The sequence below is a fragment of the Streptomyces sp. NPDC050287 genome, assembly GCF_044459385.1.
In the GTDB taxonomy this organism is placed as follows: domain Bacteria; phylum Actinomycetota; class Actinomycetes; order Streptomycetales; family Streptomycetaceae; genus Streptomyces.
This window is the reverse complement of sequence record NZ_JBITIY010000007.1, coordinates 588,296-613,853: the sequence shown is the minus strand read 5'-3', so window position 1 is coordinate 613,853 and position 25,558 is coordinate 588,296. Positions and strand designations below refer to the sequence as shown.

23 protein-coding genes and 1 tRNA gene are annotated in these 25,558 nt (G+C 71.1%); 9 read left to right on the top strand and 15 right to left on the bottom strand.

Features of this window, described 5'->3' with window-relative positions:
• Window positions 1-73: 73 nt before the first annotated feature.
• Window positions 74-1,135 carry an endonuclease III gene (gene nth / locus ACIBK3_RS27885; RefSeq protein ID WP_399369895.1) on the bottom strand — a complete coding sequence of 354 codons (1,062 nt, stop codon included), beginning with the start codon at window positions 1,133-1,135 and terminating at the stop codon, window positions 74-76.
• Window positions 1,136-1,469: 334 nt separating this feature from the next.
• Here nth and ACIBK3_RS27880 point away from each other — a divergent pair, with 334 nt between their 5' ends.
• A complete protein-coding gene (locus ACIBK3_RS27880) occupies window positions 1,470-2,144 on the top strand; it encodes a Crp/Fnr family transcriptional regulator (RefSeq protein ID WP_030668030.1) in 675 nt (224 codons plus the stop codon).
• Window positions 2,145-2,195: 51 nt separating this feature from the next.
• On the top strand, window positions 2,196-3,011 hold the full coding sequence (locus ACIBK3_RS27875) for a nucleotidyltransferase domain-containing protein (protein ID WP_399369893.1): 816 nt from the start codon (window positions 2,196-2,198) through the stop codon (window positions 3,009-3,011).
• Window positions 3,012-3,029: 18 nt separating this feature from the next.
• On the opposite strand, the gene ACIBK3_RS27870 is transcribed toward ACIBK3_RS27875, so the two are convergent.
• From ACIBK3_RS27870 to ACIBK3_RS27855, 4 genes are all read right to left on the bottom strand, one after another.
• Entirely contained in the window at window positions 3,030-3,860 is an 831-nt protein-coding gene (locus ACIBK3_RS27870) for an MBL fold metallo-hydrolase (RefSeq protein WP_399369892.1), read from the bottom strand.
• A complete protein-coding gene (locus ACIBK3_RS27865; protein WP_399369890.1) occupies window positions 3,857-4,726 on the bottom strand; it encodes an NUDIX hydrolase in 870 nt (289 codons plus the stop codon). Before ACIBK3_RS27865 ends, ACIBK3_RS27870 begins: the two co-directional genes overlap by 4 nt.
• A gap of 139 nt (window positions 4,727-4,865) precedes the next feature.
• Window positions 4,866-5,336, bottom strand: coding sequence for a RidA family protein (locus ACIBK3_RS27860; protein WP_399369888.1), 471 nt, complete (start codon window positions 5,334-5,336; stop codon window positions 4,866-4,868).
• Window positions 5,333-5,491, bottom strand: a complete 159-nt coding sequence (locus tag ACIBK3_RS27855) for a DUF4177 domain-containing protein (protein ID WP_003967454.1) — start codon at window positions 5,489-5,491, stop codon at window positions 5,333-5,335. Before ACIBK3_RS27855 ends, ACIBK3_RS27860 begins: the two co-directional genes overlap by 4 nt.
• Window positions 5,492-5,586: 95 nt before the next feature.
• Here ACIBK3_RS27855 and ACIBK3_RS27850 point away from each other — a divergent pair, with 95 nt between their 5' ends.
• Together ACIBK3_RS27850 and ACIBK3_RS27845 are read left to right on the top strand one after the other, a co-directional pair.
• Window positions 5,587-6,564 (top strand): ArsA family ATPase, encoded by a 978-nt coding sequence (locus ACIBK3_RS27850; protein ID WP_399369886.1) that lies wholly within the window; start codon window positions 5,587-5,589, stop codon window positions 6,562-6,564.
• Window positions 6,561-8,063: an ArsA family ATPase gene (locus ACIBK3_RS27845; protein WP_399369884.1), complete on the top strand. Its 1,503-nt coding sequence runs from the start codon at window positions 6,561-6,563 to the stop codon at window positions 8,061-8,063. Before ACIBK3_RS27850 ends, ACIBK3_RS27845 begins: the two co-directional genes overlap by 4 nt.
• Window positions 8,064-8,173: 110 nt before the next feature.
• Here ACIBK3_RS27845 and wblA read toward each other — a convergent pair whose 3' ends face one another.
• Complete coding sequence (gene wblA, locus ACIBK3_RS27840; protein WP_030940634.1) at window positions 8,174-8,512, bottom strand: transcriptional regulator WblA; 339 nt, start codon at window positions 8,510-8,512, stop codon at window positions 8,174-8,176.
• Between the two features lie 408 nt (window positions 8,513-8,920).
• Here wblA and ACIBK3_RS27835 point away from each other — a divergent pair, with 408 nt between their 5' ends.
• A complete protein-coding gene (locus ACIBK3_RS27835; RefSeq protein WP_399369882.1) occupies window positions 8,921-11,215 on the top strand; it encodes a transglycosylase domain-containing protein in 2,295 nt (764 codons plus the stop codon).
• Window positions 11,216-11,429: 214 nt separating this feature from the next.
• Here the strand turns inward: ACIBK3_RS27835 and ACIBK3_RS27830 are convergent, their stop codons facing one another.
• Window positions 11,430-11,894: a GatB/YqeY domain-containing protein gene (locus ACIBK3_RS27830; RefSeq protein WP_399369880.1), complete on the bottom strand. Its 465-nt coding sequence runs from the start codon at window positions 11,892-11,894 to the stop codon at window positions 11,430-11,432.
• A gap of 115 nt (window positions 11,895-12,009) precedes the next feature.
• Here ACIBK3_RS27830 and ACIBK3_RS27825 point away from each other — a divergent pair, with 115 nt between their 5' ends.
• The 4 genes from ACIBK3_RS27825 to ACIBK3_RS27810 all read left to right on the top strand — a co-directional run bounded on the left by ACIBK3_RS27825 (window position 12,010) and on the right by ACIBK3_RS27810 (window position 15,151).
• On the top strand, window positions 12,010-12,936 hold the full coding sequence (locus ACIBK3_RS27825; protein WP_399369879.1) for a metallophosphoesterase: 927 nt from the start codon (window positions 12,010-12,012) through the stop codon (window positions 12,934-12,936).
• A 113-nt stretch (window positions 12,937-13,049) separates the two neighbouring features.
• Window positions 13,050-13,856, top strand: a complete 807-nt coding sequence (locus tag ACIBK3_RS27820; RefSeq protein ID WP_399369877.1) for a Pr6Pr family membrane protein — start codon at window positions 13,050-13,052, stop codon at window positions 13,854-13,856.
• A 42-nt stretch (window positions 13,857-13,898) separates the two neighbouring features.
• Window positions 13,899-13,972 (top strand) — tRNA-Pro (locus tag ACIBK3_RS27815).
• A gap of 573 nt (window positions 13,973-14,545) precedes the next feature.
• Entirely contained in the window at window positions 14,546-15,151 is a 606-nt protein-coding gene (locus ACIBK3_RS27810) for a DNA-binding response regulator (RefSeq protein ID WP_399369875.1), read from the top strand.
• Here ACIBK3_RS27810 and ACIBK3_RS27805 read toward each other — a convergent pair.
• The 8 genes from ACIBK3_RS27805 to ACIBK3_RS27770 all read right to left on the bottom strand — a co-directional run bounded on the left by ACIBK3_RS27805 (window position 15,129) and on the right by ACIBK3_RS27770 (window position 25,317).
• On the bottom strand, window positions 15,129-16,334 hold the full coding sequence (locus ACIBK3_RS27805) for a sensor histidine kinase (RefSeq protein ID WP_399369873.1): 1,206 nt from the start codon (window positions 16,332-16,334) through the stop codon (window positions 15,129-15,131). The two genes, ACIBK3_RS27810 and ACIBK3_RS27805, sit on opposite strands and share 23 nt — an antisense overlap.
• A gap of 94 nt (window positions 16,335-16,428) precedes the next feature.
• Window positions 16,429-17,904: a SagB family peptide dehydrogenase gene (locus ACIBK3_RS27800; protein WP_399369871.1), complete on the bottom strand. Its 1,476-nt coding sequence runs from the start codon at window positions 17,902-17,904 to the stop codon at window positions 16,429-16,431.
• Between the two features lie 43 nt (window positions 17,905-17,947).
• Window positions 17,948-20,224: a TOMM precursor leader peptide-binding protein gene (locus ACIBK3_RS27795; protein WP_399369869.1), complete on the bottom strand. Its 2,277-nt coding sequence runs from the start codon at window positions 20,222-20,224 to the stop codon at window positions 17,948-17,950.
• A 56-nt stretch (window positions 20,225-20,280) separates the two neighbouring features.
• On the bottom strand, window positions 20,281-20,430 hold the full coding sequence (locus ACIBK3_RS27790) for a hypothetical protein (RefSeq protein ID WP_399369867.1): 150 nt from the start codon (window positions 20,428-20,430) through the stop codon (window positions 20,281-20,283).
• A gap of 162 nt (window positions 20,431-20,592) precedes the next feature.
• Entirely contained in the window at window positions 20,593-21,900 is a 1,308-nt protein-coding gene (locus ACIBK3_RS27785; protein ID WP_399369865.1) for a sulfate adenylyltransferase subunit 1, read from the bottom strand.
• Window positions 21,901-21,902: 2 nt separating this feature from the next.
• Window positions 21,903-22,844 (bottom strand): sulfate adenylyltransferase subunit CysD, encoded by a 942-nt coding sequence (gene cysD / locus ACIBK3_RS27780; protein WP_399369863.1) that lies wholly within the window; start codon window positions 22,842-22,844, stop codon window positions 21,903-21,905.
• Window positions 22,841-23,461: an adenylyl-sulfate kinase gene (gene cysC / locus ACIBK3_RS27775; RefSeq protein WP_399369861.1), complete on the bottom strand. Its 621-nt coding sequence runs from the start codon at window positions 23,459-23,461 to the stop codon at window positions 22,841-22,843. The genes cysD and cysC overlap by 4 nt, the downstream gene beginning before the upstream one ends.
• The gene (locus tag ACIBK3_RS27770) at window positions 23,446-25,317 is read right to left on the bottom strand and encodes a M20/M25/M40 family metallo-hydrolase (RefSeq protein ID WP_399369859.1); all 1,872 of its coding nucleotides are present in this window, start codon (window positions 25,315-25,317) and stop codon (window positions 23,446-23,448) included. Before ACIBK3_RS27770 ends, cysC begins: the two co-directional genes overlap by 16 nt.
• Between the last annotated feature and the right edge of the window lie 241 nt (window positions 25,318-25,558).

Genomic DNA, 25,558 nt, shown 5'->3' with positions numbered 1-25,558 from the left:
CCTGATCGGTCCAACGCCCGACAGCCCCGAGATCGTTCCTGGGAACGCGCCCGGGAAGGCGTCATACGGCGGGTCACCCGGCCCCCAGCGGCGGCGCGGGTTTCCCGCCCGCGTCCAGATATGCCTGCGGGGGCTTCAGGCGCTGCCCCGGGAAACCGCCCTTCTCGTACTTGAGCAGCTTCTTCGCCTTCTCGGGGTCCGTCTCGCCCTCGCCGTACGCCGGGCACAGCGGGGCGATGGGGCAGGCGCCGCAGGCAGGCTTGCGGGCATGGCAGATACGGCGGCCGTGGAAGATCACGTGATGCGAGAGCATCGTCCACTCGCTCTTGGGGAAGAGCGCACCGACAGCGGCCTCGATCTTGTCGGGTTCGGTCTCGGCGGTCCACTGCCAGCGCCGCACCAGCCGCTGGAAGTGCGTGTCCACGGTGATGCCGGGCCGCCCGAAGGCGTTGCCCAGCACCACGAAGGCAGTCTTGCGGCCCACGCCGGGCAGCTTGACGAGATCCTCCAGCCGCCCGGGAACCTCTCCCCCGAACTCCTCCACCAGGGCCTTGGACAGCCCTATCACCGACTTGGTCTTGGCCCTGAAGAACCCGGTGGGCCGCAGTATCTCCTCGACCTCCTCGGGATTGGCGGCGGCCAGGTCCTCCGGGGTGGGGTACTTGGCGAAGAGGCCGGGCGTCGTCTGATTGACCCTCAGGTCGGTGGTCTGGGCGGACAGAACGGTGGCGACGATCAGCTGGAAGGGGTTCTCGAAGTCCAGTTCGGGGTGGGCGTAGGGATAGACCTCGGCGAGCTCACGGTTGATACGGCGGGCGCGGCGGACGAGGGCGGTGTGCGACTCGTTCTTCGGCGGCTTCACCGCGACGGTCTTCGCGGGGGCGGCCTTCTTCACCGGGGCGGCAGCCTTCCCGGGCGCGACGGTCGCCTTCTTCAGGGGAGCCGTTTTCTTGGCCCGGACAGCAGCCTTCTTCGCCGGGGCAGGACCTTCCGCCGGGCCGGCCTCCTCCGTCGGATCAGCATTCTTCGCCGGACCGGATTCCTCCGTCGGACCGGCCTCCTCCGTCGGACCGGCCTTCTTCTCCGGAGTGACCTTCTTCGCCGGGGTGACCTTCTTGGACGTCGCCTTCTTCACCGGAGCCTTCTTTGTCGCTTTTGCCGTTTTCTTTCCGCCACCGAGGTGCTGTTCGCCCACGGCGGAATCTCGACGTACCACCACCCGCCCAGCCCCCTTGGCCTGTGCTCTCACCGGCGATTTGGACACCCGGCCAGCCTAGAGCCCGGCACTGACATCCGTCCCCGGCCCCTGAGATCGGCCCCAATTGGACCCCTGCCGCTTACCCCGGGACACGTGTACGGCATCCTTGTGACAGATCACACTGTTTGGACCGTCCGGCAAAATGGGGAACACGGTCCCCTGGTACACCGGGGAGCAAGATCCCCTGAGCAGGTCGACAAGGAGAGAACTCGTGGACGACGTTCTGCGGCGCAACCCGCTCTTCGCGGCTCTCGACGACGAGCAGGCCGCGGAGCTCCGCGCCTCCATGAGTGAGGTGACCCTCGCGCGCGGTGACTCGCTCTTCCACGAAGGCGACCCCGGAGACCGGCTCTATGTCGTCACCGAGGGCAAGGTCAAGCTCCACCGCACCTCACCCGACGGCCGCGAGAACATGCTGGCTGTCGTCGGTCCCGGTGAGCTCATCGGCGAACTGTCCCTCTTCGATCCGGGCCCGCGTACGGCGACCGCCACCGCGCTGACCGAGGTCAAGCTGCTCGGCCTCGGCCACGGCGACCTCCAGCCCTGGCTGAACGCCCGCCCCGAGGTCGCCGGCGCCCTCCTGCGCGCCGTGGCCCGCCGCCTGCGGCGCACCAACGACGCGATGTCCGACCTGGTCTTCTCGGACGTCCCCGGCCGCGTGGCCCGCGCACTGCTCGACCTCTCCCGCCGCTTCGGCGTGCAGTCCGAGGAGGGCATCCACGTCGTCCACGACCTCACGCAGGAGGAGCTGGCCCAACTGGTCGGCGCGTCCCGCGAGACGGTGAACAAGGCGCTGGCCGACTTCGCCCAGCGCGGCTGGCTGCGCCTGGAGGCGCGAGCCGTGATCCTGCTGGACGTGGAGCGGCTGGCGAAGCGGTCCCGCTGACGCTGTGCGGGGGGCTGTGTTCAGCCCCCTGCGGAGCTGCGCGGTTACTCGATGGCTGAAACGCCCTCCAGAGGACTCGACGCCCAGGGCCACATCGTGCGCGAGGGCTCCCTCGAACGCGTCCCGCACGCCTTCCGCCCCGTCGTCGCCGCCGCCCGCGACCGGCTGCCCGGCGCCTTCGGGGCCCGGCTGCACAGCGCGTACCTCTACGGGTCGATTCCGCGCGGCACCGCGCGCGTGGGTCGCAGTGACCTGGATCTGCTGGTCGCGCTGTCCGGCGAGCCCACGGACGCGGACCGAGCCGCCGCCCGTGACCTCGACGAGGCACTCGACCGCGACTTCCCGCAGATCGACGGGGCCGGGACGCTACTGGTCAGCCGGGCGCAGACGCTCAGTGACCTGGAGACCCACGACCTGGGATGGTTCGTCGCCTGCCTGTGCACACCGTTGCTCGGCGACGACCTGGCCGAGTTTCTCCCGCGCTACCGCCCCGACACCCTCCTCGCCCGCGAGACCAACGGGGACCTCGCCCTGCTCCTGCCCCGCTGGTGCGAGCGGATCGACATGGCCGACGACACGGAGGAGGCCCGCCGCCCCCTCGTACGCTTCATGTCCCGCCACCTCGTCCGCACCGCGTTCACGCTCGTCATGCCCCGCTGGAACGGCTGGACGAGCGACCTGCACGAGATGGCGGAGGCCTTCGCCGGGTACTACCCGGAGCGGGCCGAGCAGGTGCGCACGGCGGCGGTCCTCGGATACGAGCCGACGGGCGACCCGGCCGTCCTCAGGACGTACGTCGACGACCTCGGCCCCTGGCTCGTCAGGGAGTACGCGCGCGTGCACGGCGTCAAAACGCCCAGGCCTTAGCGGACCCCTGTCCCGGCCCTAGATGAGACCGTGCTCCTCCAGGTACTCCATCTGTGCCCGTACCGACAGCTCGGCGGCCGGCCACAGGGAGCGGTCCACGTCGGCGTACACGTGGGCGACCACCTGACCGGGCGTCCGATAGCCGTCCTCCACGGCCGTCTCGACCTGGGCGAGCCGGTGGGCGCGGTGGGCGAGGTAGAACTCGACGGCTCCCTGGGCGTCCTCCAGGACCGGCCCGTGGCCCGGGAGCACGGTGTGCACGCCGTCGTCCACGGTGAGCGACCTGAGCCGCCGCAGGGAGTCCAGATAGTCCCCCAGACGACCGTCAGGATGCGCCACGACGGTCGTACCGCGCCCCAGGATGGTGTCGCCGGTCACGACGGCCCGGTCGGCCGGCAGATGGAAGCACAGGGAGTCCGCGGTGTGCCCCGGGGTCGGTACGACCCTCAGCTCCAGCCCGCCGACCTCGACCACGTGCCCGGCGCCCAGCCCTTCGTCCCCCAGCCGCAGCGCGGGGTCCAGGGCCCGCACCTTCGTCCCGGTCAGCTCGGCGAAGCGGGCGGCGCCCGCGGCGTGGTCCGGGTGGCCATGGGTGAGGAGGGTGAGGGCGACGCGCTTGTCGGCCTTCTCGGCGGCGTCGACGACGGCGCGCAGGTGTCCGTCGTCCAGTGGCCCGGGGTCGATCACCACGGCCAGATCGGAGTCGGGCTCGGACACGACCCAGGTGTTCGTCCCGTCCAGGGTCATCGCGGAGGCGTTGGGCGCGAGAACGTTGACGGCCCGGGGGGTGGCCGGGCCGGAGAGGACCCCGCCCCGTGGCTGGCCGGGAAGGGCTGCTGCGTCCGTCATGCGGGGGCTCCACCGGTCGGGATGTGCTTGGTGAACTCGTCGTGTCCCGGCCAGGACAGCACGATCTCGCCTTCCTCCAGACGTGCCTGTGCCAGTACGGGGGTCAGATCGCGCTCGGGCGCCGCGACCAGCGCCTCGGCGGCCGTGGCGTACGGCGTCAGCTGACGCAGGGTCGCGATGGTGGGCGGCATCATCAGCAGCTCGCCCTTGTCGTACGACGCCGCCGCCTCGGCCGGCCGGATCCACACCGTACGGTCCGCCTCCGTGGACGCGTTCCGGGTGCGCTGCCCCTTCGGGAGCGCGGCCACGAAGAACCAGGTGTCGTAGCGGCGCGGTTCGAACTCCGGGGTGATCCAGCGGGTCCAGGCCCCGAGCAGATCCGACCGGAGAACGAGACCGCGGCGCTCCAGGAACTCCGCGAAGGACAGCTCCCGCGCGACCAGGGCGGCACGGTCGGCCTCCCACTGCGGACCCGTGGTGTCCTCGACCACGGAGTCGGGGGCCGGCCCCGCGAGAAGGACGCCTGCCTCCTCGTACGTCTCCCGCACGGCCGCACAGACGATCGCCTGGGCCTCCGCCTCACCCACTCCGAGCCTGTCCGCCCACCACGCGCGCGTGGGACCCGCCCAGTGGACGTGGTGGTCGTCGTCACGGGAGTCCACACCACCGCCCGGGTACGCGTACGCACCGCCGGCGAAGGCCATCGAGGCGCGTCTGCGCAGCATGTGGACGACGGGCCCGGCGCCGGTGTCCTTCAGGAGCATGACGGTGGCCGCACGCCTCGGGGTGACCGGGGTGAGCGTGCCGTCCGCAAGGCCTCGGATGAGGTCCGGCCATTCCCGGGGATACCACTGCCCGTTTCCCATGGCCGGAGGCTATCTCCTGACGACCGGATGTTCGAGAGGCCCCCAGCCGACGGGGGGACGGAGCCGCACGGGTGCCGCAGGCGGCCCGTCGCACCCGGACCGCACACAGCACGCCGCACCCGAGCGCACACCCGCCCGCCTACACGGCCTCCGTCAGCTCCACCTGAAGCTCGATCTCCACCGGCGCGTCCAGCGGCAGCACCGCCACCCCCACCGCACTGCGCGCGTGCACGCCCTTGTCGCCCAGCACCTCGCCGAGCAACTCGCTGGCACCGTTCACCACGCCAGGCTGCCCCGTGAAGTCCGACGCCGAGGCGACGAACCCGACAACCTTCACGACACGCGCGACCCGGTCCAGATCACCGGCCACGGACTTCACCGCGGCGAGAGCGTTCAGCGCACACGTACGCGCCAGCTCCTTGGCCTCCTCCGCCGTGACCTCCGCCCCCACCTTCCCGGTCACCGGAAGCTTCCCGTCCACCATCGGCAGCTGCCCGGACGTGTACACGTACACCCCGGACCGCACGGCCGGCTGGTACGCGGCCAGCGGCGGTACGACCGCCGGCAGGCTCAGGCCCAGCTCGGCCAGCCGCGCCTCGACCGCGCTCACGCCTTCTCCCGCTTCAGGTAGGCCACCAGCTGCTCGGGGTTGTTCGGCCCGGGCACGACCTGGACGAGCTCCCAGCCGTCCTCGCCCCAGGTGTCCAGAATCTGCTTCGTGGCGTGTACGAGCAGCGGCACGGTCGCGTATTCCCACTTCGTCATGCGGCCGACTTTAGCCGCTGCCCCACCGCCATCCGCAGCCACGTTGTCCACAGCCTCCGGCGTAGCCCGCACGCGGACTGGTTAGGCTCGAATACGTGAGCAGGCTCCAGGTCGTCAGCGGCAAGGGCGGGACCGGAAAGACCACGGTCGCCGCCGCCCTCGCGTTGGCCCTCGCCACCGAGGGGAAGCGGACGCTTCTCGTCGAGGTAGAGGGCCGGCAGGGCATCGCGCAGCTCTTCGAGACCGAAGCGCTGCCTTATGAGGAGCGAAAGATCGCCGTCGCTCCCGGGGGCGGGGAGGTGTACGCCCTCGCCATCGACCCCGAACTGGCCCTTCTGGACTACCTCCAGATGTTCTACAAACTGGGCGGTGCCGGCCGGGCCCTGAAGAAGCTCGGCGCGATCGACTTCGCCACCACCATCGCGCCGGGTCTGAGAGACGTACTCCTGACCGGCAAGGCGTGCGAGGCCGTGCGCCGCAAGGACAGGAGCGGCCGGTTCGCCTACGACTACGTCGTCATGGACGCGCCCCCCACCGGCCGCATCACCCGCTTCCTCAACGTCAACGACGAGGTGGCGGGCCTCGCCAAGATCGGCCCGATACACAATCAGGCGCAGGCCGTGATGCGGGTCCTGAAGTCGGCCGAGACGGCCGTGCACCTGGTGACGCTGCTGGAGGAGATGCCCGTCCAGGAGACCGTGGACGGCATCGCCGAGCTGCGGTCGGCCCGGCTGCCGGTGGGGCGGATCATCGTGAACATGGTGCGGCCTCAGGTGTTGGACGCGGCCGACCTGGAACTCGTGGACACGGTCCCGCGTACGGCGGTCGCACGCACGCTGTCGGCGGCGGGACTCGGCGGGTCGCGACGCGGCGGGAACGCCGAGCGGCTGGTCGATCCGCTGGTCGCGCAGGCCGGTGAGTACGCCGAGCGGTACGCGCTGGAGCACGAACAGCGGGCCGTGCTGGGCGAACTGGGCCTGCCGCTGCACGAGCTGCCGCTGCTCGCCGAGGGAATGGACCTGGCGGGCCTGTACGAACTCGCCACCGAGCTGCGGGAACAGGGGATGTCATGAGCCCGGCCACCACACACGACCCGTCCCACCCGCACGACCCGTCCCACCCGGACGATGACGCCCCCACCACCACCGCCAACGCTCATCCCCAGGACCACGCCGCCCGCCACCGCCTCACCCCGGCACGCGTGCTGGACCTCGACCCCCTGCTCGACGACCCCACGACCCGCATCGTCGTGTGCTGCGGCTCGGGCGGTGTGGGCAAGACCACCACGGCGGCCGCACTCGGCCTCAGGGCAGCGGAACGCGGCCGGAAGGTCGTGGTGCTCACCATCGACCCGGCCCGCCGGCTCGCCCAGTCGATGGGCATCGACTCCCTCGACAACGTCCCCCGCCGGGTGAAGGGCGTGGACGACTCCGCGAACGGCGAGCTGCACGCGATGATGCTCGACATGAAGCGCACCTTCGACGAGATCGTCGAGGCGCACGCGGATCCGGAACGGGCCGCCGCGATCCTGAGCAACCCCTTCTACCAGTCGCTTTCGGCGGGCTTCGCGGGCACGCAGGAGTACATGGCGATGGAGAAGCTGGGGCAGCTGCGGTCGAGGGACGAGTGGGACCTCATCGTCGTCGACACGCCTCCGTCCCGGTCGGCGCTGGACTTCCTGGACGCGCCGAAGCGGCTGGGTTCCTTCCTGGACGGACGGCTGATCCGGCTGCTGACGGCTCCGGCGAAGCTCGGCGGCCGTGCCGGGATGAAGTTCCTGAACGTCGGGATGTCGATGATGACCGGCACCCTCGGCAAGCTGCTCGGCGGTCAGCTGCTCAAGGACGTCCAGACGTTCGTGGCCGCGATGGACACGACGTTCGGCGGCTTCCGCACGCGCGCGGACGCGACGTACAAGCTGCTCCAGGCGCCGGGGACGGCATTCCTGGTGGTCGCGGCGCCGGAGCGGGACGCACTGCGGGAGGCCGCGTACTTCGTGGAGCGGCTGGCCGCCGAGGACATGCCGCTGGCCGGTCTGGTGCTCAACCGTGTCCACGGCAGTGGCGCCGCCCAGCTGTCGGCCGAGCGGGCACTCGCCGCAGCGGAAAATCTTGAAGAGCCCCGCATTGTCGATCAGGGGGACGGGAAAGCAGTACTTCGTAACTCTCCCGACACGTATGCCAGTTCAGAATCCCCGGCTTCCGAGCCACCGGCGCCCGACACAGGCTCCCCCGCCACCGCGGAATCCGCCGCCACGGAACCCGCGGAGTCCACCGCCATGGACAAGGACGCCGACCAGGCCACGGACCAGGACGCCGACCAGCACGAGCCGCAGGAACGGACCGTGGAACAACTCACCGCAGGCCTGCTGCGGCTGCACGCCGAGCGCATGCGGCTGCTCTCTCGCGAGCAGCGCACGCGTGACCGCTTCACGGCACGCCACCCCGAGGTGGCGGTCGCCGAAGTGGCCGCGCTGCCCGGCGACGTACACGACCTCGCGGGCCTGCGGGACATCGGAAACCGGCTCGCGGCCAATCGACCGGAGCTGCCCGACACCGAGGTCACTGCCTGACCCGAGCCGCCCCAGGCGACTCGAGGTCGGCGTCTACCGAGGCCAGTGCCTCACCCGAGGCCTGTTCTCCGAGGGGACCCCCTCGGCTGACCGCCCCGGGCTCACCGCCCTCAGCTCACCGCCGCATAGCTCTCGTAGACCTCGTCGTCATCGAGAGGCAGGATGCCCGCCCCCCGCTCGTACTCCGTACGCGCGGTCTCCAGCAGCCGGCGCCAGGAGGTCACGGTCGGCCGCCGGCGCAGCAGTGCGCGGCGTTCCCGCTCCGTCATTCCTCCCCACACGCCGAACTCGACGCGGTTGTCGAGCGCGTCGGCCAGGCACTCCGTGCGCACCGGGCATCCGGTGCACACCGCCTTGGCCCTGTTCTGCGCCGCTCCCTGAACAAACAGTTCATCCGGATCGGTAGTGCGGCAGGCCGCCTGCGCACTCCAGTCGACTACCCAGCCCATACCGGCGCCGTCCTCTCCCGAATCGAGGCTCCCCCACGGCGGCAGCGGCATATTCACCGCCGCCAGTTGAGGACGTTACGGAAGGCGGGCACAGCGCAACACCCCCTTCGGGCCCAATCTTGAATGGCCCGAACGGACTATGCGCAAGCGGCAGATCACCCGGGGGAGTGAGCTGGCGACATACGTGATTATCCCGGCAAACCAGGACAGTTGTGTTGCGTCACAACGGGCGCCAGGTGACACACAAGGCGGATTCGGACACGCCCCCATCGAAAAAGTTGGGGAACTTCCGGAACGATTCGGGGTCGCCGGACGTATTGATACGTAGCCCTACAGCTGTGACAGTTGAGAGCAGCTTAGGCCAAGGCCTGTACGCGTGTCCGGAGAATGAGAACGTAGGCTGCCCCTATGCCAAACAAGCGCTCGGGTGGAGGTCTGTCCTCCACGCAGCAGGCCGCCAAGTTCCTCGGTGTCAGTGTGCTCGCGGGAGCCGTCATGGCCGGTATCGCGCTGCCCGCGGCCGGCGCGCTCGGTCTCGCGGCCAAGGGGTCGGTGGAGAGCTTCGACGAACTCCCGGCCAACCTGAAGACACCCCCGCTGAGCCAGCGCACCACGATCCTGGACGCCAACGGCGGCAAGATCGCCACGGTCTACTCGCGCGACCGCACGGTGGTCGCCCTCAAGGACATCTCGCCGTACATGCAGAAGGCGATCGTCGCGATCGAGGACTCGCGCTTCTACCAGCACGGTGCGGTCGACCTGAAGGGCGTGCTGCGGGCGCTCAACAAGAACGCGCAGAGCGGCGGCGTCTCGCAGGGCGCCTCGACGCTCACCCAGCAGTGGGTGAAGAACGTCTTCGTGGAGGAGGCGGGCGACGACCCGACGAAGGTCGCGCAGGCCACCCAGCAGACCATCGGCCGCAAGATAAAGGAACTGAAGTACGCGATCCAGGTCGAGGAGGAGCTCGGCAAGAAGAGGATCCTCGAGAACTACCTGAACATCACGTTCTTCGGGCAGCAGGCCTACGGCGTCGAGGCGGCCGCCCAGCGCTACTTCTCCAAGCACGCCAAGGACCTGACGCTGTCGGAGTCGGCCCTGCTGGCCGGCATCGTCCAGTCCCCCAGCCGTTACGACCCGGTCAACGACGAGGCCGAGGCCACCAAGCGGCGCAACACCGTGCTGCGGCGCATGACCGAGGTCGGTGACATCTCCCCGTCCGAGGCGGACAAGGCGATGAAGGAGCCGCTGGGCCTCAAGGTCAGCCAGCCCAAGAACGGCTGCATCACGGCCGTCAAGGGCGCCAGCTTCTTCTGCAAGTACGTCGAGAAGGTCTTCCTCAGCGACCCGGTCTTCGGCAAGACCAAGGAGGCGCGGGCCAAGCTGTGGAACCAGGGCGGCCTGACCGTTCGTACGACGCTCGACCCGCAGTCGCAGGACTCGGTCGAGGAGTCGATCAAGAAGCACGTCTACAAGAGCGACAAGGTCGCCGCGGCCTCCACGCTGGTCGAGCCCGGCACCGGCAAGATCCTCGCGATGGGCCAGTCGAAACCGTACGGCTACGGCAAGAACGAGACGGAGTACAACTACTCGGTCAACTCGGGGATGGGCGGCTCGAACTTCGGCTTCCCGACGGGTTCGACGTTCAAGCCGTTCCTGGCCGCGGCCGCGCTGGAGGAGGGCAAGCCCCCGACGCAGATCTACCCGGCGCCGTACGAGATGGACTATCCGGACACGGTCCAGACCTGCAGCGGCAAGCCGTGGGTCAACGACGGCAAGCCGAAGTACAAGCTGGAGAACGAGAGCGAGTCCGAGCACGGTCCGTACGACCTGAAGACGGCCATGGCCAAGTCGGTCAACACCTACTTCGTGCAGATGCTCTCCGACGTCGGTATGTGCCCGGTGGTGAAGATGACCGACGCGCTGGGCGTGGTCCAGGGCAACGGCACCAAGGTCCCCGAGGTCCCCTCGTCGATGACGCTGGGCTCCACCGGCCTCTCCCCGCTGACGATGGCGAGCGCGTACGCGGCCTTCGCCAGTCGGGGCACGTACTGCACGCCGGTCGCGATCGAGTCGATCACCCAGACCGTCGCCGGCGCGAAGAAGTCTCTGGCGGTGCCGAAGTCGACGTGCACGCGGGCAATGAGCGAGAAGACCGCGGACACCATAAACACCCTGCTGCGCGGCGTGGTCGACTCCGGTACGGGTCAGCAGGCAGGCCTGTCGGGCCGCGAGAGCGCCGGTAAGACGGGTACGACCGACAGCCGGAAGAACGCCTGGTTCGTCGGCTACACGCCGAACCTGTCGGGCGCCGTCTGGGTCGGCAGCGCCACCCAGAAGGTCGAGATGACCCAGATCACCATCGGCGGTGTCTACCACGAGCAGGTCTACGGCGGAGACACCCCCGGCCCGATCTGGCGGGACGCCATGTCCGGCGCCCTGGACGGCAAGAACGTGGAGACCTTCAACCTCGTCAACATCCCCGACCAGAAGAAGAAGGACCCGGGCAAGGGCGATGGAAAAGGCGACGGCAACGGGAACGGCGACGGGAACGGCGACAACGCCGGCCTCATCGGCGCCCTGACCAACGGCGGCAACGACGGCGGCGCCGACCCGAAGCCCTCGTTCTCCCTCCCGGAGGGCTGGTTCCAGGGCAACGACAACGGCGGGAACAACGGGAACGGGAACGGCGGGAACGGCCCGTAGCGAGAAGGTTCAGCGTTCTCGTACGGCGGTGGGGGCGCCCCTGGTCATCAGGGGCGCCCCCACCGCCGTACGAGCCGACTGCCCACCGTCGTACGAGCCGACCGCCACCGCGTGCGAACCGGTCGTCCCTGCCGTATGAGCCGACCGCCACCGCCGTACGACCCGGCAGCCACCGCCGCACGAGCAGCGCCACCGCCGTCGAACCGGCCGGCTCTCAGCCCGCGAGCAGCTTCTTGACCGCGGCGGCGACGCGGCCGCCCTCGGCCTGACCGGCCACCTTCGGGTTCACGATCTTCATGACCGCGCCCATGGCTCGCGGACCCTCGGCGCCCGCCGCCTTCGCCTCCTCGACGGCCTGGGCGACGATGGTGTTCAGCTCCTCGTCGCTGAGCTGCTTGGGCAGGTACGCGGCGAGTACCTCGCCCTCCGCCTTCTCCCGCTCGGCACTCTCGGCGCGACCACCCTGCGCGAAGGCCTCCGCGGCCTCGCGGCGCTTCTTCGCCTCGCGCGTGATCACCTTCTGCACTTCGTCGTCGGAGAGCTCGCGCTTCTGCTTGCCCGCGACCTCCTCCTTGGTGATCGCGGCGAGCGTCAGCCGGAGCGTCGCGGAGCGGAGCTCGTCACGCTCCTTGATCGCGGAGTTGAGGTCTTCCTGCAGCTTCGACTTGAGCGTGGTCATGACTTGATTGTCGCAGGTGCCGGAGCCCGGACGCCCGTTCATTTAAGGGGATGGTGGCCTTCGTTCAAAGGGATGTGGGGCACTGGCCCCCTCCGAGGTCTGACACGATGGGGATATGCGCGCGCGATACGGAGTACCTCTGTCCCTTGCTGCGGCCGGCGCCGCCGGTCTGGTGTACGCGGCGGGTTTCGAGGCCCGCTCCTTCCGCCTCCGACGAGTGACGGTCCCCGTCCTCCCGTCCGGAATGCGCCCCCTGCGCGTGCTCCAGGTCTCCGACATCCACATGGTCGGCGGGCAGCGCAAGAAGCAGCGCTGGCTGCGCTCGCTGGCGGGCCTGCGCCCGGACTTCGTGATCAACACCGGGGACAACCTCTCCGACCCGGAGGGCGTCCCGGAGGTCCTGGACGCGCTCGGGCCGCTGATGGATTTCCCGGGGGCGTACGTCTTCGGCTCCAACGACTACTACGGCCCCAAATTCCGTAACCCCGCCCGCTACCTGTACGAAAAGGCCCAGGGCCGCCACGGCCTGAACGGCAACGCCGCCGCCGTGAACGCGGTCCACAACCCCTGGGAGGACCTGCGGGACGGCTTCGACGCGGCGGGCTGGCTGAACCTGACGAACACCCGGGACGCGCTGAAGATCGAGGGCATGTCGATCGAGCTGACAGGCCTGGACGACCCGCACATCAAGCGGGACCGCTACCCGGAGGTGGCCGGCGGTCCCTCCGGATCGGCGGACTTCTCGATGGGCGTGGTCCACGCCCCGTACCTCCGGGTCCTGGACTCCTTCACGGCCGACGACTACCCCCTGATCCTGGCCGGCCACACCCACGGCGGCCAGCTGTGCCTCCCCCTCTACGGCGCCTTCGTCACCAACTGCGACCTGGACACGGACCGGGTGAAGGGGCTGTCGACACACACGGCACAGGGGCGTACGTCGTATCTCCACGTGTCGGCAGGCTGCGGCACGAACCGCTACACCCCGGTCCGGTTCGCGTGCCCCCCGGAGGCGACGCTGCTGACGCTGACGCCGCGAGAGTGAGACCGGGCGGCAAGCCGGGGCGCCACCCTGCGACCATCCTGCGACCGCGTAAGAAGTAACCCGCACGGACCGCCCGTATCGCCCCTTATGTCAGCGGCGCCTAGCGTGAGGGCATGACCGCCCCCATACCCCCGATCCCCAGGGACATCCCCGACCTGCCCGCCCTCCGGCGCAGGCCCGCGCTGCCGCCCTCGCACGTCCCCGCCACGGCGGTGGTGACCCCCGTACGCCGCCCCCTGGCCGCCGCCTACCGCCTGCTGGTCGCCCTGGCGGCGGCCGGGGGCGTGACGCTCGACCTGTTCCTCGGCAGCCCGGCCCAGGTCCTGAGCCACTTCACGATCCAGAGCAGCATCCTCCTGACAGTGGTCATGATCATCTCGGCTCGCCGCGCGTGGAGCGCCTGTCGCCCCCTGCCGTCAGCCCTCACCGGGGCAGCCCTGCTCTACATCACGATCGCGGGCCTGGTGTACCACCTGCTGCTGGCCAACGGGGCGAGCCCGTTCGCGACGACGGGCTCCATCACCACCGGGACCGCCGCCCCCACGGGCTGGCACGCCCTCTCGAACCAGCTCCTGCACACGGCGGTCCCCCTCGCCGCCCTCCTGGACTGGCTCCTCCTCACGCCCCCCGGCCGCCTGCACCTCCGCCAAGCCGCCCCCTGGCTCCTCTACCCCCTGGCCTACCTGGCCTTCTCCCTGATCCGCGGCGAACTCCTGCCACCCGGCACCCCGGCCCGCTACCTCTACCCCTTCCTGGACGTGAACCTCCACGGCTACAAGAGCGTCCTGGGCAACGCCCTCCTCCTCGGCCTCGCCTTCTACGCCCTCGCGCTCCTGCTCGCAGCCCTCGATCGCACCCGCCCGAACCCCCCGCACCACCGCACGAAAACCGGATTTCGTCTCCAGCCACCAGTGGGCTAAAGTAAACGACGTCGCCGCGACAAGCAGGACAAGCAGCGACATCGGGGTGTAGCGCAGCTTGGCAGCGCGCTTCGTTCGGGACGAAGAGGTCGTGGGTTCAAATCCCGCCACCCCGACAGTGAAACACCAGGTCAGGCCCGGTGCTGAGAGATCAGCACCGGGCCTGACCTGCTTGGTGGGTCCATTTTGGGAGCCCTTTGGGAGCCGACCTCCGGGAGCGGTTCCCGGACGGCTCCCACAAGTACTGGCAAGAAGGACTTGTGCCAGGGCAAAGATGAGGGTCGCCGCCAGGGCCAGTGACGAGATCCAGTACACGGCGGGGGACGGGTGCTGCCGGTCGCCCCTGGCCCACGCCCTCGTCGACGAGGGGCTGAAAAAGGGCCTGCGCTCCCTCGCGGTGCTCGGCCACGACCGTACGGGACGGGTGGTCGCCGCCTTGGACACCGCGAGCCCGCCGCAGCGCCCAGGAGTACGTGCGCGCCCTCCTGCCCGAGCTGCCGCACAGCTTTCGGCCTGAAATCGGTGCATTAGCCAACGAGTTGCGCCGTACCGGCGGTTCGGCCGGACAGCGGCCACGACTGCGGGTGATCGCTGCAACAGTCGTGCACAGAATGCAAGTTCACCCGTAAAGTTCAGGCCACGCACACAGATCCGACACAGGATCACCGCACTGACACCGGGGGGAATCAGTGATCCGAGTCCTGCTCGCCGAGGACATGGTCATGCTCCGACGGGCCCTGGCCTCTCTGCTGGAGCTGGAGTCCGACATCGAGGTGGTGGCCGAGACCGGGAACGGTGACCAGGTTCTGACGCTGGCACTGGAACACCGGCCCGACGTGGCGGTGCTCGACATCGACATGCCGGGGATCGACGGTATCGAGGCCGCGGGGCTGATCCACCGCAAGCTCCCCTCCTGCCGGACCGCGATCCTGACCACGCTCGGCCGGCCGGGCAATCTGCGCCGCGCTCTGGAGGCCCACGCCTCGGGGTTCCTGCTGAAGGACACCGAGCCCGCCCGGCTGGCGGCGGCGATCCGGGAGGTGGCCGCCGGGGGCCGGGTGGTCGATCCGGAGCTGGCACTCAGCGCCCTGCAGGCCGGGGAGAGTCCGCTGTCCGCCCGGGAGACCGAGGTGCTGCGGCTGGCCGCGCAGGGCGAGGAGGTGCCTGAGATCGCCCGCGCGCTGTTCCTGTCCGCGGGCACCGTGCGCAACTATCTGACCGCCGCGGTGACCCGGCTGAACGCCCGCAACCGGATGGACGCCGTACGGATCGCTAGGGATTCCGGCTGGCTGTGACCGCGCCCTCGTCGTCCTTCCCGGTGGCCAGCGCGGGCAGGACGACGGACAGCTCGAACCAGCCGTCGGCGCGCTCACCGGAGTCGAGCCGGCCACCGAGGGCCGTGGCCCGCGCCGCCAGACTGCTCAGGCCGTTCCCGCCGCACGCGGCAACGCCCGGCACCTCGGCGAAGTGCGCGCTTCGAGCGTCCCTGACGCCGTCCCGCAGACCGTCGTTGGCGATCACCAGGCGCACGGAGCCGTCGGCGGCGGCGGCCTCGATCACACAGTTCTGGGCCTTGCTGTGGCGCAGCATGTTGGTGACGCCCTCGCGCAGCACCGTCGCCAGCACGCCGTCCACCGCCGGCGACACCTCACCCACCGCCACCCGCACCTCGGCATGGATGCCGACCGCGCGCAACAGCGAGGCGGCGGAAGGGACTTCGCGGTCGAGGCTCATCCGCAGATAGCTGCTGGCCACCGAGCGCACCTCGGCGGACGCCTGCCGGGTCGCCTGCACGATCTCGGTGATCTCGCTCTCGGCGCGCTCCGGGTCGATCCGCAGCAGACGGTGGGCGAGTTCGCACTTGAGGGTGATGGTGGAGAGGCTGAAGCCGAGCAGGTCGTGCAGGTCGCGGGCGAAGCGCACCCGCTCGTGCGCGAGGGCCACCCGCACCAGCTCGTCACGGGCGGCCTGCACCTCGGCGATGAGCCCGGTCAGCCGGCTCAGCCCGTACACCACGAGGCCGGTGAGGACGGTCGCCACCGTGTTGTACGGCAACTGGTCCGCGCCGTAGCCCACGAGGAACTGCACGGCGCCCGTCGCCACGACGACCGCTGTGAAGACGACCCAGGCGAGCGCCGGGCGCAGCACCAACAGGCAGGAGGAGCACAGGAATCCGGGCATGCCCAGCCAGGCCGCTCCGAAGATCGTGAACGGAGCGAAGGTGAGCGCCGCCTGGAGGGCCAGGGTCACCCGCTGATGCCGCGCCCACCTCGGCGCCCGCGCCGGGAACGAGTGACAGAACTGCAGGCCGAGCAGCATCAGCATCAGTACACCGAACGCCGTCAGCTCCAGCGCGCCGAAGCCGCCCTTCACCGCGTAGGTGAGCGCCACTCCGAAGAAGCAGAGGATGACGACGGTGGTGATGGCGGACGCCATCCTGGGGGCCAGTTCGACGTTGCTGACCGGTCTGTGCCGCATCGGGCCGGCCGAGACCAAGGGACGGAACCATCGCACTGAAACCCCCCACTCGAATGCGATTTCGGTCGGAGCACAGCATAGGTCCGTCAGGCCGTCATCGTCCCGATTCTGGTCCGGGGAAGGCCGACACCACGAACTCCCCCACCCCCGGCTCGGCCCGCCAGTCGAGGCCGAAGGCACGGGCCACCGTCTCGGTGTCGCCGAACGCCAGCGCGCAGGGCCCGAGCCCCATGGCTGTCGCCACCAGGTACAACGTCTGCTGGAGCGCTCCCACTTCCTTGAGCAGGGCGCTGTAGGCCGTGCCCCGGTAGGAGCCGGCCATACGGCGGTAGCGCGCCGTCATGCTGATCAGTACCGATGGCTCCTGGCTCATCCCCGCGTGGGCGGCGGCATCGCCGAGGAGCCCGTCCACCGACTCCGGCGCCGTGTCCAGCGGCGAGAGCAGATGGCCGTGCGGGTCGTAGTGGTACACCCCGCGCTTGAGGTCGCCGCCGCCGGCGACGGTGAGGTACAACTCCAGCGGATAGCGTGCGCCGAGGCTCGGATACGGCCGCCCGCCCGCGGGACGATCGGCGGCGGAGCGGTGCAGGAGCTCCCCCAACTGGTCGAGGGTCAGCGGCATTCCGTCGTCCACCCGCTCGGAGCGCCGGGCCGCGAGGACCTCGCTCAGGCCGGGCTCCCTCGCGCTCACCCGGACACTGTCGGGTACCGGCAGGGCGATGACCGTGTCGCCGTCGAAGGAGTCGGCGTACCCGCCGCCGTCGATATCGTTGTCCATCTCGTCGTCCAACTCGCCGGTCCTGCCCACCGGTTCGTCGTGCGCGCCCGGCCTGCTGCGCTGGTGCACCAGCAGCTCCCGCGGCGACCAGGGCTCCAGGGGGATGTCGTGATCCTCGGCGAAGGCGAAAGAGGAGGACCCGTCCGCACCGCCGAAGGCCACCTGCGGGACGCCCGGTACCAGCATCCCGGCGGTCTCCAGGTAGCCGACCACCAGAGCTGTCTCCTCCACCGGCAGCCCGAGCATGCGGGCCGCCTCACGCACCGTCGTGGGCCGGGCGTAGCAGCCGACAAGCCAGCCTGCCTGCGGGGTGTGCAGGAGCACCCGGTGGGCGGCGAGCGGCGACTCCGCCACCCATCCCTCGGCCCCGGCCCGCAGGGTGACGAACCTCGACAGCCGGTGCACGGCGTCCGCGTCGGGGCGGCCGGGGGTGAACCGGGCCCGCCGGGCGATGGGCACCACGGTCAGATGGTGGGTGCCCTCCGCCAGCGCGAGGGTGCGCACCACGACGTGCTGGAGTCGTCCGAGGGCAGCGTCCAGGGCGTCGTACTGGGGGCGTTCCCCGGCCGGTCCGGGGCCCTCGGTGAAGCCTGGCAGCACGTTGTCGAGCGAGACCGGGCCATACGTCATGCGTTCCAGCGCCCGGCCGACCGCGGGAGTGCCCGCGTCGAGGCGGATCTCCCCCCAGGGGGTGCTGACGACGCAGGCGCCCGGGTCGTCCGGTAAGGGCCGGAATCCGCAGTCCTCACGCAGCGACCACAGTGGCTTCAGGGACAGGGTGGCGGAATTCATGGCGAGACCTCGGGGCGTGGGGGGATGACAGTGTCGGGCGGTGTCACAGGAACAGTGGGACCGGGTTGAGGTCCTCGTAGCGGATCGGCGTGGACCGGCGGCCCAGGCGAACCGGGACGTCGTAGAGGCGGCCGGGGGCGAAGCGGGCCCAGAAGGGGCGCAGCCCGGGCACCACCACCTTGACCACCGGCAGGCCGGTGTCCGGCCGGGTCTGGTCGAGGACCAGCAGGTCGCTGCCGATTCCGCGGGCGAGGTCGGCGGCTGCCGCCACGTCGTCGGCCAGGTCGGCGCGCGGGACGTAACCGAAGTCCTCGGGGGTGCGGGCCCGTTCGCCGGCACCGGCCAGCAGGTGCGGCTGGTCGGCGGTGGTGGCGGTCCGCCACCAGGTCAGGACGGCTGGGTCGTCGCAGCTGTACCCGGTGCCGTCGGCTCGGGCCTGAGCGACCGGCGGGAGCATCTGGTTGAGCTCCGCCACCGCCCGGCGCAACGCGATCCGGGGGTCGAAGTGGGCGCCGAAGCCGAGCGTGATGTCCTCGGCCGGTTTGTCGGTGCGGGCGGACAGGGCGGCGAAGACCGGGATGCCGAGGTCGCTGGTGAGGTCGAGAACCCACAGCCGCCGGGCGAGGCCCCGGTGTTCGTCGCCCACCCGCCGGACCCAGGGGTCGTCGAAGGCGTCGAGGTCCGCTCCGGGCTGGCGGGTGCGGTTGTACCACCACAGGGCGACGGCGTCGCGTTCGACGAGTTCCAGGAAGCCCTGGACGACGGCGTCCTCGCGGCAGCTGCCTGCCGCCGAGCCGTTGGAGGTCGCGGTGAACGGGGCCCTGTTGCCGGGCGCGTTGTAGTAGAGCATCGCGGTGGGCACCAGGCGGTGCCGGTGGCCGGTCAGGGACCACATCGGGGTCCAGTCGACCGGCGTGTCCTCATCGAAGGGGTCGCAGACGCGGTGTGCCGGGCTGTGCTCGGCGTTCCAGCGGGCACGGTCGGCATACTGGCGGGGGTGGAAGAGCTGGACCGCGTCCGGGTGCACGGCGCGGTCGGCGATGTCCCGGTAAGCGGCCCGTACGGTCGGCTCGTCACCCTGGAAGTAGCCGCTGTGCCGCTCGACGGCCTCGCACAGGGCGCTCACCTTCGCCTGGGTCTCGGTGGTGCCCTTTCCCGAGCTGTGGCTGCGCAGTCCGCTGCGCACCTGGGCGAGTGCAGTGGGCGCGGCGGCCGGGTTGTGCCCGGAGTGGAAGCAGTTGAGGAAGCCGGGACCGCGCCGGTCGCGGCGGATCTCCTTGACCACTCCGGTCAGGTCGTCGACGAGATGACCGTACCGCTGGAGCATCTCCTCCGCCGGCAGCGACCGCTCGCCGGTGCCGGTGCCGGTCTTGGGGCGGCGGGTGATGGCGAACGGCGCCCGGACCTGGCGTGCCATCAGCTCTGGGTCGCCGCAGCAGGGGCACTGCGGGCGGCGTCGTACCGGATGGTGACGGCTCGTCAGGTCGAGGGGGTTGAGCTCCCACAGCGCGGACTGGCCGGGGTGGCGCTGCCCGGCCAGCCACTTGACGGCCTCCAGGCAGGCCAGGTGCAGACCGGCCGCGCGGCCGGCGGCGAGCGCGGAGGGCGGGGTGCGGACCGGGCGGCCGAGGGCTCGGCCGAGGAACGCCTCGGCGGGCCGGTTGCGGCGCAACGGCTCGGCCAGGCAGTGCCAGCAGGGGCCGTCGTCCGGGCGGAACACGGGGCCGATCCAGGGCCGCTCGCCCATCAGCCGGACGAGCAGCCAGGGCGTCCCCGCGGACCGGTACGCGGCGTCCATGTCCGCGAGTTCGGCGTCGAGGTAGCTGTCGCAGAGGACGACGGCGAGGCTCGGGGGTTCGGTGTCCTCGCCGGGGCGGTGCGGGCGCAGGCCGCCCCCGGTGAGCGCGGCGGTCATCTCGTCGACCGCCTGCCGGGCGTGGGAGCCGGTGCAGGCGACAGCGACCGTGGCGATGGCGGTGCGGCGGGCGGCGGCGGGCCCGTCCAGGCCCGCCAGTTCCCAGAACACCTCGTCGGTGGAGGTGGCCGCGTCCCGCGGCCGGCGGGTGAGCAGCCCCGAGTCGAGGAGCCTGCCGACAACCTGCCGCACCTGCGCCGGGAACAGCCCGGCGGGCGCCTCGTCGGCCAGCTGGTCCAGTGTCCGGCTGCCGTCGAGGAGCGGGGCGAGCTCGGTGACTCCGGCGCCGCGCAGCACGGTCACGCCGCGGTCGGACACCAGGAACACCCCTTCTCCCGGCACCACTTCGGCCGTCAGGTGGTGCTTGAAGGCCAGTCCCGGTTCCGCGCTCTGCTGCTTCGTCACTGCCGTTCCCCCCGTTCCCCCTGTGTCGGCTGCCGTCCGTTCGACTGCTGAACGCGTCACTCGGCGAGCGCGCCCTCCGACCAGCAGATGCAGGTGCCCGGCTGGAACGGCTGGGCGGCCGACGCGGCGAGGTCCTCGATGACCAGGCCGTCCATGGCCGGGACGTCGGTGGCGGGGCAGGCGGTGGTGGTGGCGTTGAGATTCATGTCGGCCCTTCCTCGAAGGTGGTGTCGAGCAGTGCTGCTGGTTCGCGTGACGCTGGGTGGTGCCGTGTTCGATGAGGAAGAGTCTTCCGGGACGCGGGCGGGGCCGACAGTGCCAGCGTCACCGGCTCGACATGACGCTCTCATGATCACCCAGGGCGGTTCTCACACTCCTTCCGCGCGGCCCGGGGCGGCCGGGTCCTCCGGAGCGTCGGCCATGCCTGCCGTGAGGGTGCTGCCGTCCTCCGGGTCGATGAGCAGGAACGAACCGGTGCGGCGCAGCTCCGCGTAGCCGTCGAGGGCGACCGGCTCGGCGGTGCGCACCACGATCCGCCCGATGTCGTTGGCGTCGAGCGTCCACGGCCCCGGACGCTCGGTGAGGTCCCGCAGGTCGAGTCGCGAGCCGATCTCCTCGACTCGCGCCCGCACGGTGCGCGTGGTGTGCTTCAGCAGCACCCGCTGGCCGGCCCGCAGCGGGCGTTCGGCCAGATGGCAGACGGTGCCGTGGATCAGCCGGGTGGTGCGGGGCGGGGCGTCGGCGGGGGCCAGCAGGTCGCCGCGGGCGATGTCGATGTCGTCGGCGAGGCGCACCGTCACCGACTGCGGCGCCCAGGCCGCGGGGGCCGTACCCGCCGGGGTGTCGATGGCCTCGACGACGCTGCTGCGGCCGGACGGCAGGACGGTCACCGGGTCGCCGACCCGCAGCAGCCCGGAGACGAGCTGACCGGCGTAGCCGCGGTAGTCGCGGTGCCCGGCGGTCTGCGGCCGGATCACGTACTGCACGGGCAGGCGCGCCGGTTCGGTGCGCGGGTCGACGCCGGTGGGCACCGTCTCCAGGTGCTCCAGGACGGTCGGGCCGCCGTACCAGTCCATCCGGGCCGAGGGCCGTACGACGTTGTCGCCGTCCAGCGCCGAGACCGGGACGGCGGTCACGTGGGCGACACCGAGGGTGCCGGCACAGTCGGCGAACTCGGCGACGATGTCCGCGAAGACCTGCTCCGAACAGCCCGCCAGGTCCATCTTGTTGACGACCAGCGTCACCCGCGGGATGCGCAGCAGCGCGGACACGGCGAGATGGCGGCGGGTCTGCTCCACGACGCCGTGCCGGGCGTCCACCAGGACCAGGGCGAGGTCGGCGGTGGAGGCGCCGGTGACCATGTTGCGGGTGTACTGCACATGGCCCGGGGTGTCGGCGAGGATGAACCGGCGTCGGGGCGTGGCGAAGTAGCGGTACGCCACGTCGATGGTGATGCCCTGCTCGCGTTCGGCGCGCAGACCGTCGGTGAGGAGGGCGAGGTCGGGGGTGTCCTGGCCGCGTGAACGGGATGCGTGCTCGACGGCCTCCATCTGGTCGGCGAGAACCGACTTGGAGTCGTGCAGCAGACGGCCGACGAGCGTGGACTTGCCGTCGTCGACGGAGCCGGCGGTGGCGAAGCGCAGGGTGTCGATGGCCGGGGGCGGGTCGATGGTCATGGCTAGAAGTACCCCTCGCGCTTGCGGTCTTCCATGGCGGCCTCGGAGAGCTTGTCGTCGGCGCGGGTGGCGCCCCGCTCGGTGAGGCGGGCGGCGGCGATCTCGACGATGACCTGATCCAGGGTCACCGCGTCGGAGTCCACTGCGCCGGTGCAGGACATGTCGCCGACGGTGCGGTAGCGGACGAGGCGCTTCTCGACGGTCTCGCCGTCCTTCGGCCCGCCCCACTCACCCGCGGTCAGCCACATGCCGTCGCGCCGGAACACCTCACGCTCGTGCGCGAAGTAGATGTCCGGCAGCTCGATGCCCTCGCGGGCGATGTACTGCCACACGTCCAGCTCGGTCCAGTTGGACAGCGGGAACACGCGGACGTGCTCGCCGGGCGCGTGCCGCCCGTTGTAGAGGTTCCAGAGCTCGGGGCGCTGCCTGCGCGGGTCCCACTGGGAGAACTCGTCGCGCAGCGAGAACACCCGCTCCTTCGCGCGGGCCTTCTCCTCGTCCCGGCGGCCACCGCCGAACACGGCGTCGAAGCGCTCGGCCTGGATCTTCTCCGTGAGGGGCAGGGTCTGCAGGGGGTTGCGGGTGCCGTCGGGCCGCTCGCGCAGCACGCCTCGGTCGATGTAGTCCTGCACGGTCGCGATGTGCAGACGCAGGTTGTGCCGGGCGACCGTAAGGTCCCGGTGGTCGATGACCTCGGGGAAGTTGTGCCCGGTGTCGACGTGCAGCAGGGAGAAGGGGACGGTCGCCGGCGCGAACGCCTTCAGCGCCAGGTGCAGCATGACGATGGAGTCCTTGCCGCCGGAGAACAGGATCACCGGGTTCTCGAACTCGCCCGCCACCTCCCGGAAGATGTGGATGGCCTCCGACTCGACGGCGTCGAGATGGGACAGCGTGTACGGGTTCTCGGCGGGCACGGGGGCCGGTGCGGTGGTCAGGGCGGTCATGCCAGCCCCCGCTCGGTGAGCAGGGCGAGCAGCGCCGCCACGGACCGGTCCACGGACTGGGTGTGCGAGTCGATCCGCAGTTCGGGGGCCGACGGCTCCTCGTACGGGTCGTCCACGCCGGTCAGCCCGCTGATCTCGCCTGCGGCGCGGCGCGCGTACAGGCCCTTGACGTCGCGCACGGAGCACACCTCGACCGGGGCGGCGACATGGACCTCCAGGAACGCGGTACGGCTCTCCCGGTGCAGGTCGCGCACCAGCGCGCGGGAGTCGGCGTACGGGGCGATGACCGGGACCAGGGTGAGGACGCCGTTGCGGGCGAGGACCTGGGCGACGCGGCCGACGCGCTCGACGTTGCGATGCCGGTCCTCGCGGGAGTAGCCGAGGTCGCCGGTGAGCGTACGGCGCAGTTCGTCGCCGTCGAGCACCTCCACGCGGCGGCCGTCACGTCGTAGGACCTCGGCGGCAGCGCGGGCGACGGTGGTCTTGCCGGAGCTCGGCAGCCCGGTCAGCCACACGGTCGCGCCGGGGTAGCAGGTGCAGTAAGGAGCAGGTGCGGAAGGGGAGGTGAGGTCGGGGCCCGGTCGGGTGGTCTGCAGGGTGGTCACAGCGTGCTCCATTCTCGGACGGCGGCGGTCAGCAGGCGCCCGGCCAGCCGGAACTCGGCCGCGGGCAGGTGCTCGGCAGGGGTGTGGTCCAGGCTCGCGTCGCCGGGGCCGTAGGCGACCATGGGGACGCCGTGCCAGGTGGTGGCAAGCGTGTTCATGTCGCTGCTGCCCTTCTTCATCAGGTAGCGGGGCTTCAAGTCCTCCGTGCGGAAGGCCCGTTGGAACGCCTTGACGAGCGGGCTGGTGCGGGGTGTGGCCACGCCCGGGGTGGCACGCAGCACCTCGATGCGAACGGGCTCCGCCACGGCGGCGCGCAGCGCGTCGACGATCGTCTCCACGGCGTGGCCCGGAGGCAGCCGTACGTCGACGACTGCTTCGCCGTCCTGGACGTCGCCCTCGTTGAGGGCGCGGACGCCCAGGGTCGCGGTGAGGGCGTCGGGGGCGACCTCGGCGACCGCTGTGCGTACGGCGGTGAGGGCCTCGACGAGGCGGTCGCCGGCCGTGCGGACGCCCTCGCCGGCGGTGTGGCCGACGCTCTCCCGGGTGTGCAGGTGGACCTTGATCAGGCCGTAGTAGCCGAGAGTGAGGGAAGACGCGCCGCTGGGCTCACCGACGATCACCGCGTCGGCCGGGTAGGCGTCGCGGACGTGGAAGGCGCCGGCCCCGGTGATCTCCTCCTCCACGGCGCCGACCACCCGTAGCTCGACGCCCTCGGGAGGGTCATAGTCGGCGAGGGTCTGCAGGAAGGTCACCAGGCTGCCCTTGGCGTCGACCGAGCCGCGGCCGGAGAGCACCTCGCCGTCCCAGCGGACGGGCCATCGGTAGGGCACGGTGTCCAGGTGGCCGAGCATCATCAGGCGCCGGTCTCCCGCGCCCTTGGTGGCGACCAGGTTGCCGACGGCGTCGATCTCGGACTTCAGGCCGTGGTCCGCGCACCACTCGGCGAGGAAGAGAGCGAGTTCGCGTTCGTCCCGGGAGACGGAGGACAGCTGCACCGCCCGGGAGAGCAGCGTCAGGTCGGCGGCCGGCGCGGTGGCGGCCCAGAAGCGGGTGGCACCCGTCGCGGACAGCGTGTGCGGGCCGGTGATCGCCGTGTCGGAGGTGCCGCCCAGGGCGATCTCGGCGGCCCGCACCTTCTGCCGCATACGGCCCTTCGCGTACCGGCCGCCCTCGCCCTCGGCGAGGTGGCGCAGGGTGCTGGCCGGGTCGGCGGGGTCCAAGAGCAGGCCGGCGGTGCCGGTCACCAGGCGCAGATGGTCGGCGTTCAGGGCGCGGGCCAGGGCGGCGGCAAGGACGTCGGCGTCGACGTTGAGCGGCGTGCCGCCCTCGGTGTCCGCGACCGGCGGGGAGAGGCAGACCACGTCGAAGGCGTCGAGCAGGGCGGTGATGCGGGGCGCGTCGACGGAGGTGACGGTGCCGGCGCGGTGGTCGCGGACGATGCGGACGCGGCCGTTGTCCCGCACCCGCATCGGCCCGTTGGCCGTGGCTGTCACCAGGGAGCCGCCGCGGGCCACCGACGCGAAGACCGACAGGCCGCGCCGGGTCAGCTCCTCCTCCACCAGGGGGAGGGTCACCTCCTCGTACGCGGCGACGATGTGCCGCATCTCCTCGGGCGGGCAGTAGCGGATCTCGTCGCCGTCGCGGGAGACGAGGGTGCGGATCTCGCGTCCGGTGCGGCGGTAGTGCTCGGCGATACCGGCGGCTCCCCCGGCGACGAGGAGCAGGCGCGCGCCGCGCCCGCGCAGGGCCAGCAGTTCGTCGAAGACACGGCTGTGGGCCAGGGTGGCGCTGCCCAGCTTGACCACATAGAGCGCCGGCTGCCGCGCGCTGGCGACTTCGCCCAGGGGCGGGGTTGTTCCCGGGGGCATGTGCGTACTCCTTCGGCTGTGGGGGGCGGATTCGGTGGGCGTCGGGTCGTCGGCAGTGGGCCGAGGCGGGGCGGGCCGGGATGCGTGCGCCCGTCAGGTGACGAGGCGTCGGCCCAGGGTGGGCGGCACTCCCCTCGGGTGACTGGACGCCGGCCGGGTGGCAGGGCGACGGCCGGGGACACCGTCCGTCGGAGCGGGGAGCGGCGGGCCGAGGCCGGCGACGCACCGCCCCGAGGCGGGG

What these genes read in the sequence shown, in the direction of transcription:
- ACIBK3_RS27820 (WP_399369877.1), top strand. Translation starts at nt 13,050, where the DNA reads ATGACCGCCCCCATACCCCCGATCCCCAGGGACATCCCCGACCTGCCC.
- ACIBK3_RS27785 (WP_399369865.1), bottom strand. Translation starts at nt 21,900, where the DNA reads ATGACCATCGACCCGCCCCCGGCCATCGACACCCTGCGCTTCGCCACC.
- ACIBK3_RS27830 (WP_399369880.1), bottom strand. Translation starts at nt 11,894, where the DNA reads ATGACCACGCTCAAGTCGAAGCTGCAGGAAGACCTCAACTCCGCGATC.
- ACIBK3_RS27845 (WP_399369884.1), top strand. Translation starts at nt 6,561, where the DNA reads ATGAGCCCGGCCACCACACACGACCCGTCCCACCCGCACGACCCGTCC.
- ACIBK3_RS27875 (WP_399369893.1), top strand. Translation starts at nt 2,196, where the DNA reads ATGGCTGAAACGCCCTCCAGAGGACTCGACGCCCAGGGCCACATCGTG.
- ACIBK3_RS27790 (WP_399369867.1), bottom strand. Translation starts at nt 20,430, where the DNA reads ATGAATCTCAACGCCACCACCACCGCCTGCCCCGCCACCGACGTCCCG.
- ACIBK3_RS27835 (WP_399369882.1), top strand. Translation starts at nt 8,921, where the DNA reads ATGCCAAACAAGCGCTCGGGTGGAGGTCTGTCCTCCACGCAGCAGGCC.
- ACIBK3_RS27855 (WP_003967454.1), bottom strand. Translation starts at nt 5,491, where the DNA reads ATGACGAAGTGGGAATACGCGACCGTGCCGCTGCTCGTACACGCCACG.
- ACIBK3_RS27770 (WP_399369859.1), bottom strand. Translation starts at nt 25,317, where the DNA reads ATGCCCCCGGGAACAACCCCGCCCCTGGGCGAAGTCGCCAGCGCGCGG.
- ACIBK3_RS27805 (WP_399369873.1), bottom strand. Translation starts at nt 16,334, where the DNA reads ATGCGGCACAGACCGGTCAGCAACGTCGAACTGGCCCCCAGGATGGCG.
- cysC (WP_399369861.1), bottom strand. Translation starts at nt 23,461, where the DNA reads ATGGAGCACGCTGTGACCACCCTGCAGACCACCCGACCGGGCCCCGAC.
- ACIBK3_RS27800 (WP_399369871.1), bottom strand. Translation starts at nt 17,904, where the DNA reads ATGAATTCCGCCACCCTGTCCCTGAAGCCACTGTGGTCGCTGCGTGAG.
- cysD (WP_399369863.1), bottom strand. Translation starts at nt 22,844, where the DNA reads ATGACCGCCCTGACCACCGCACCGGCCCCCGTGCCCGCCGAGAACCCG.
- ACIBK3_RS27825 (WP_399369879.1), top strand. Translation starts at nt 12,010, where the DNA reads ATGCGCGCGCGATACGGAGTACCTCTGTCCCTTGCTGCGGCCGGCGCC.
- wblA (WP_030940634.1), bottom strand. Translation starts at nt 8,512, where the DNA reads ATGGGCTGGGTAGTCGACTGGAGTGCGCAGGCGGCCTGCCGCACTACC.
- ACIBK3_RS27865 (WP_399369890.1), bottom strand. Translation starts at nt 4,726, where the DNA reads ATGGGAAACGGGCAGTGGTATCCCCGGGAATGGCCGGACCTCATCCGA.
- ACIBK3_RS27870 (WP_399369892.1), bottom strand. Translation starts at nt 3,860, where the DNA reads ATGACGGACGCAGCAGCCCTTCCCGGCCAGCCACGGGGCGGGGTCCTC.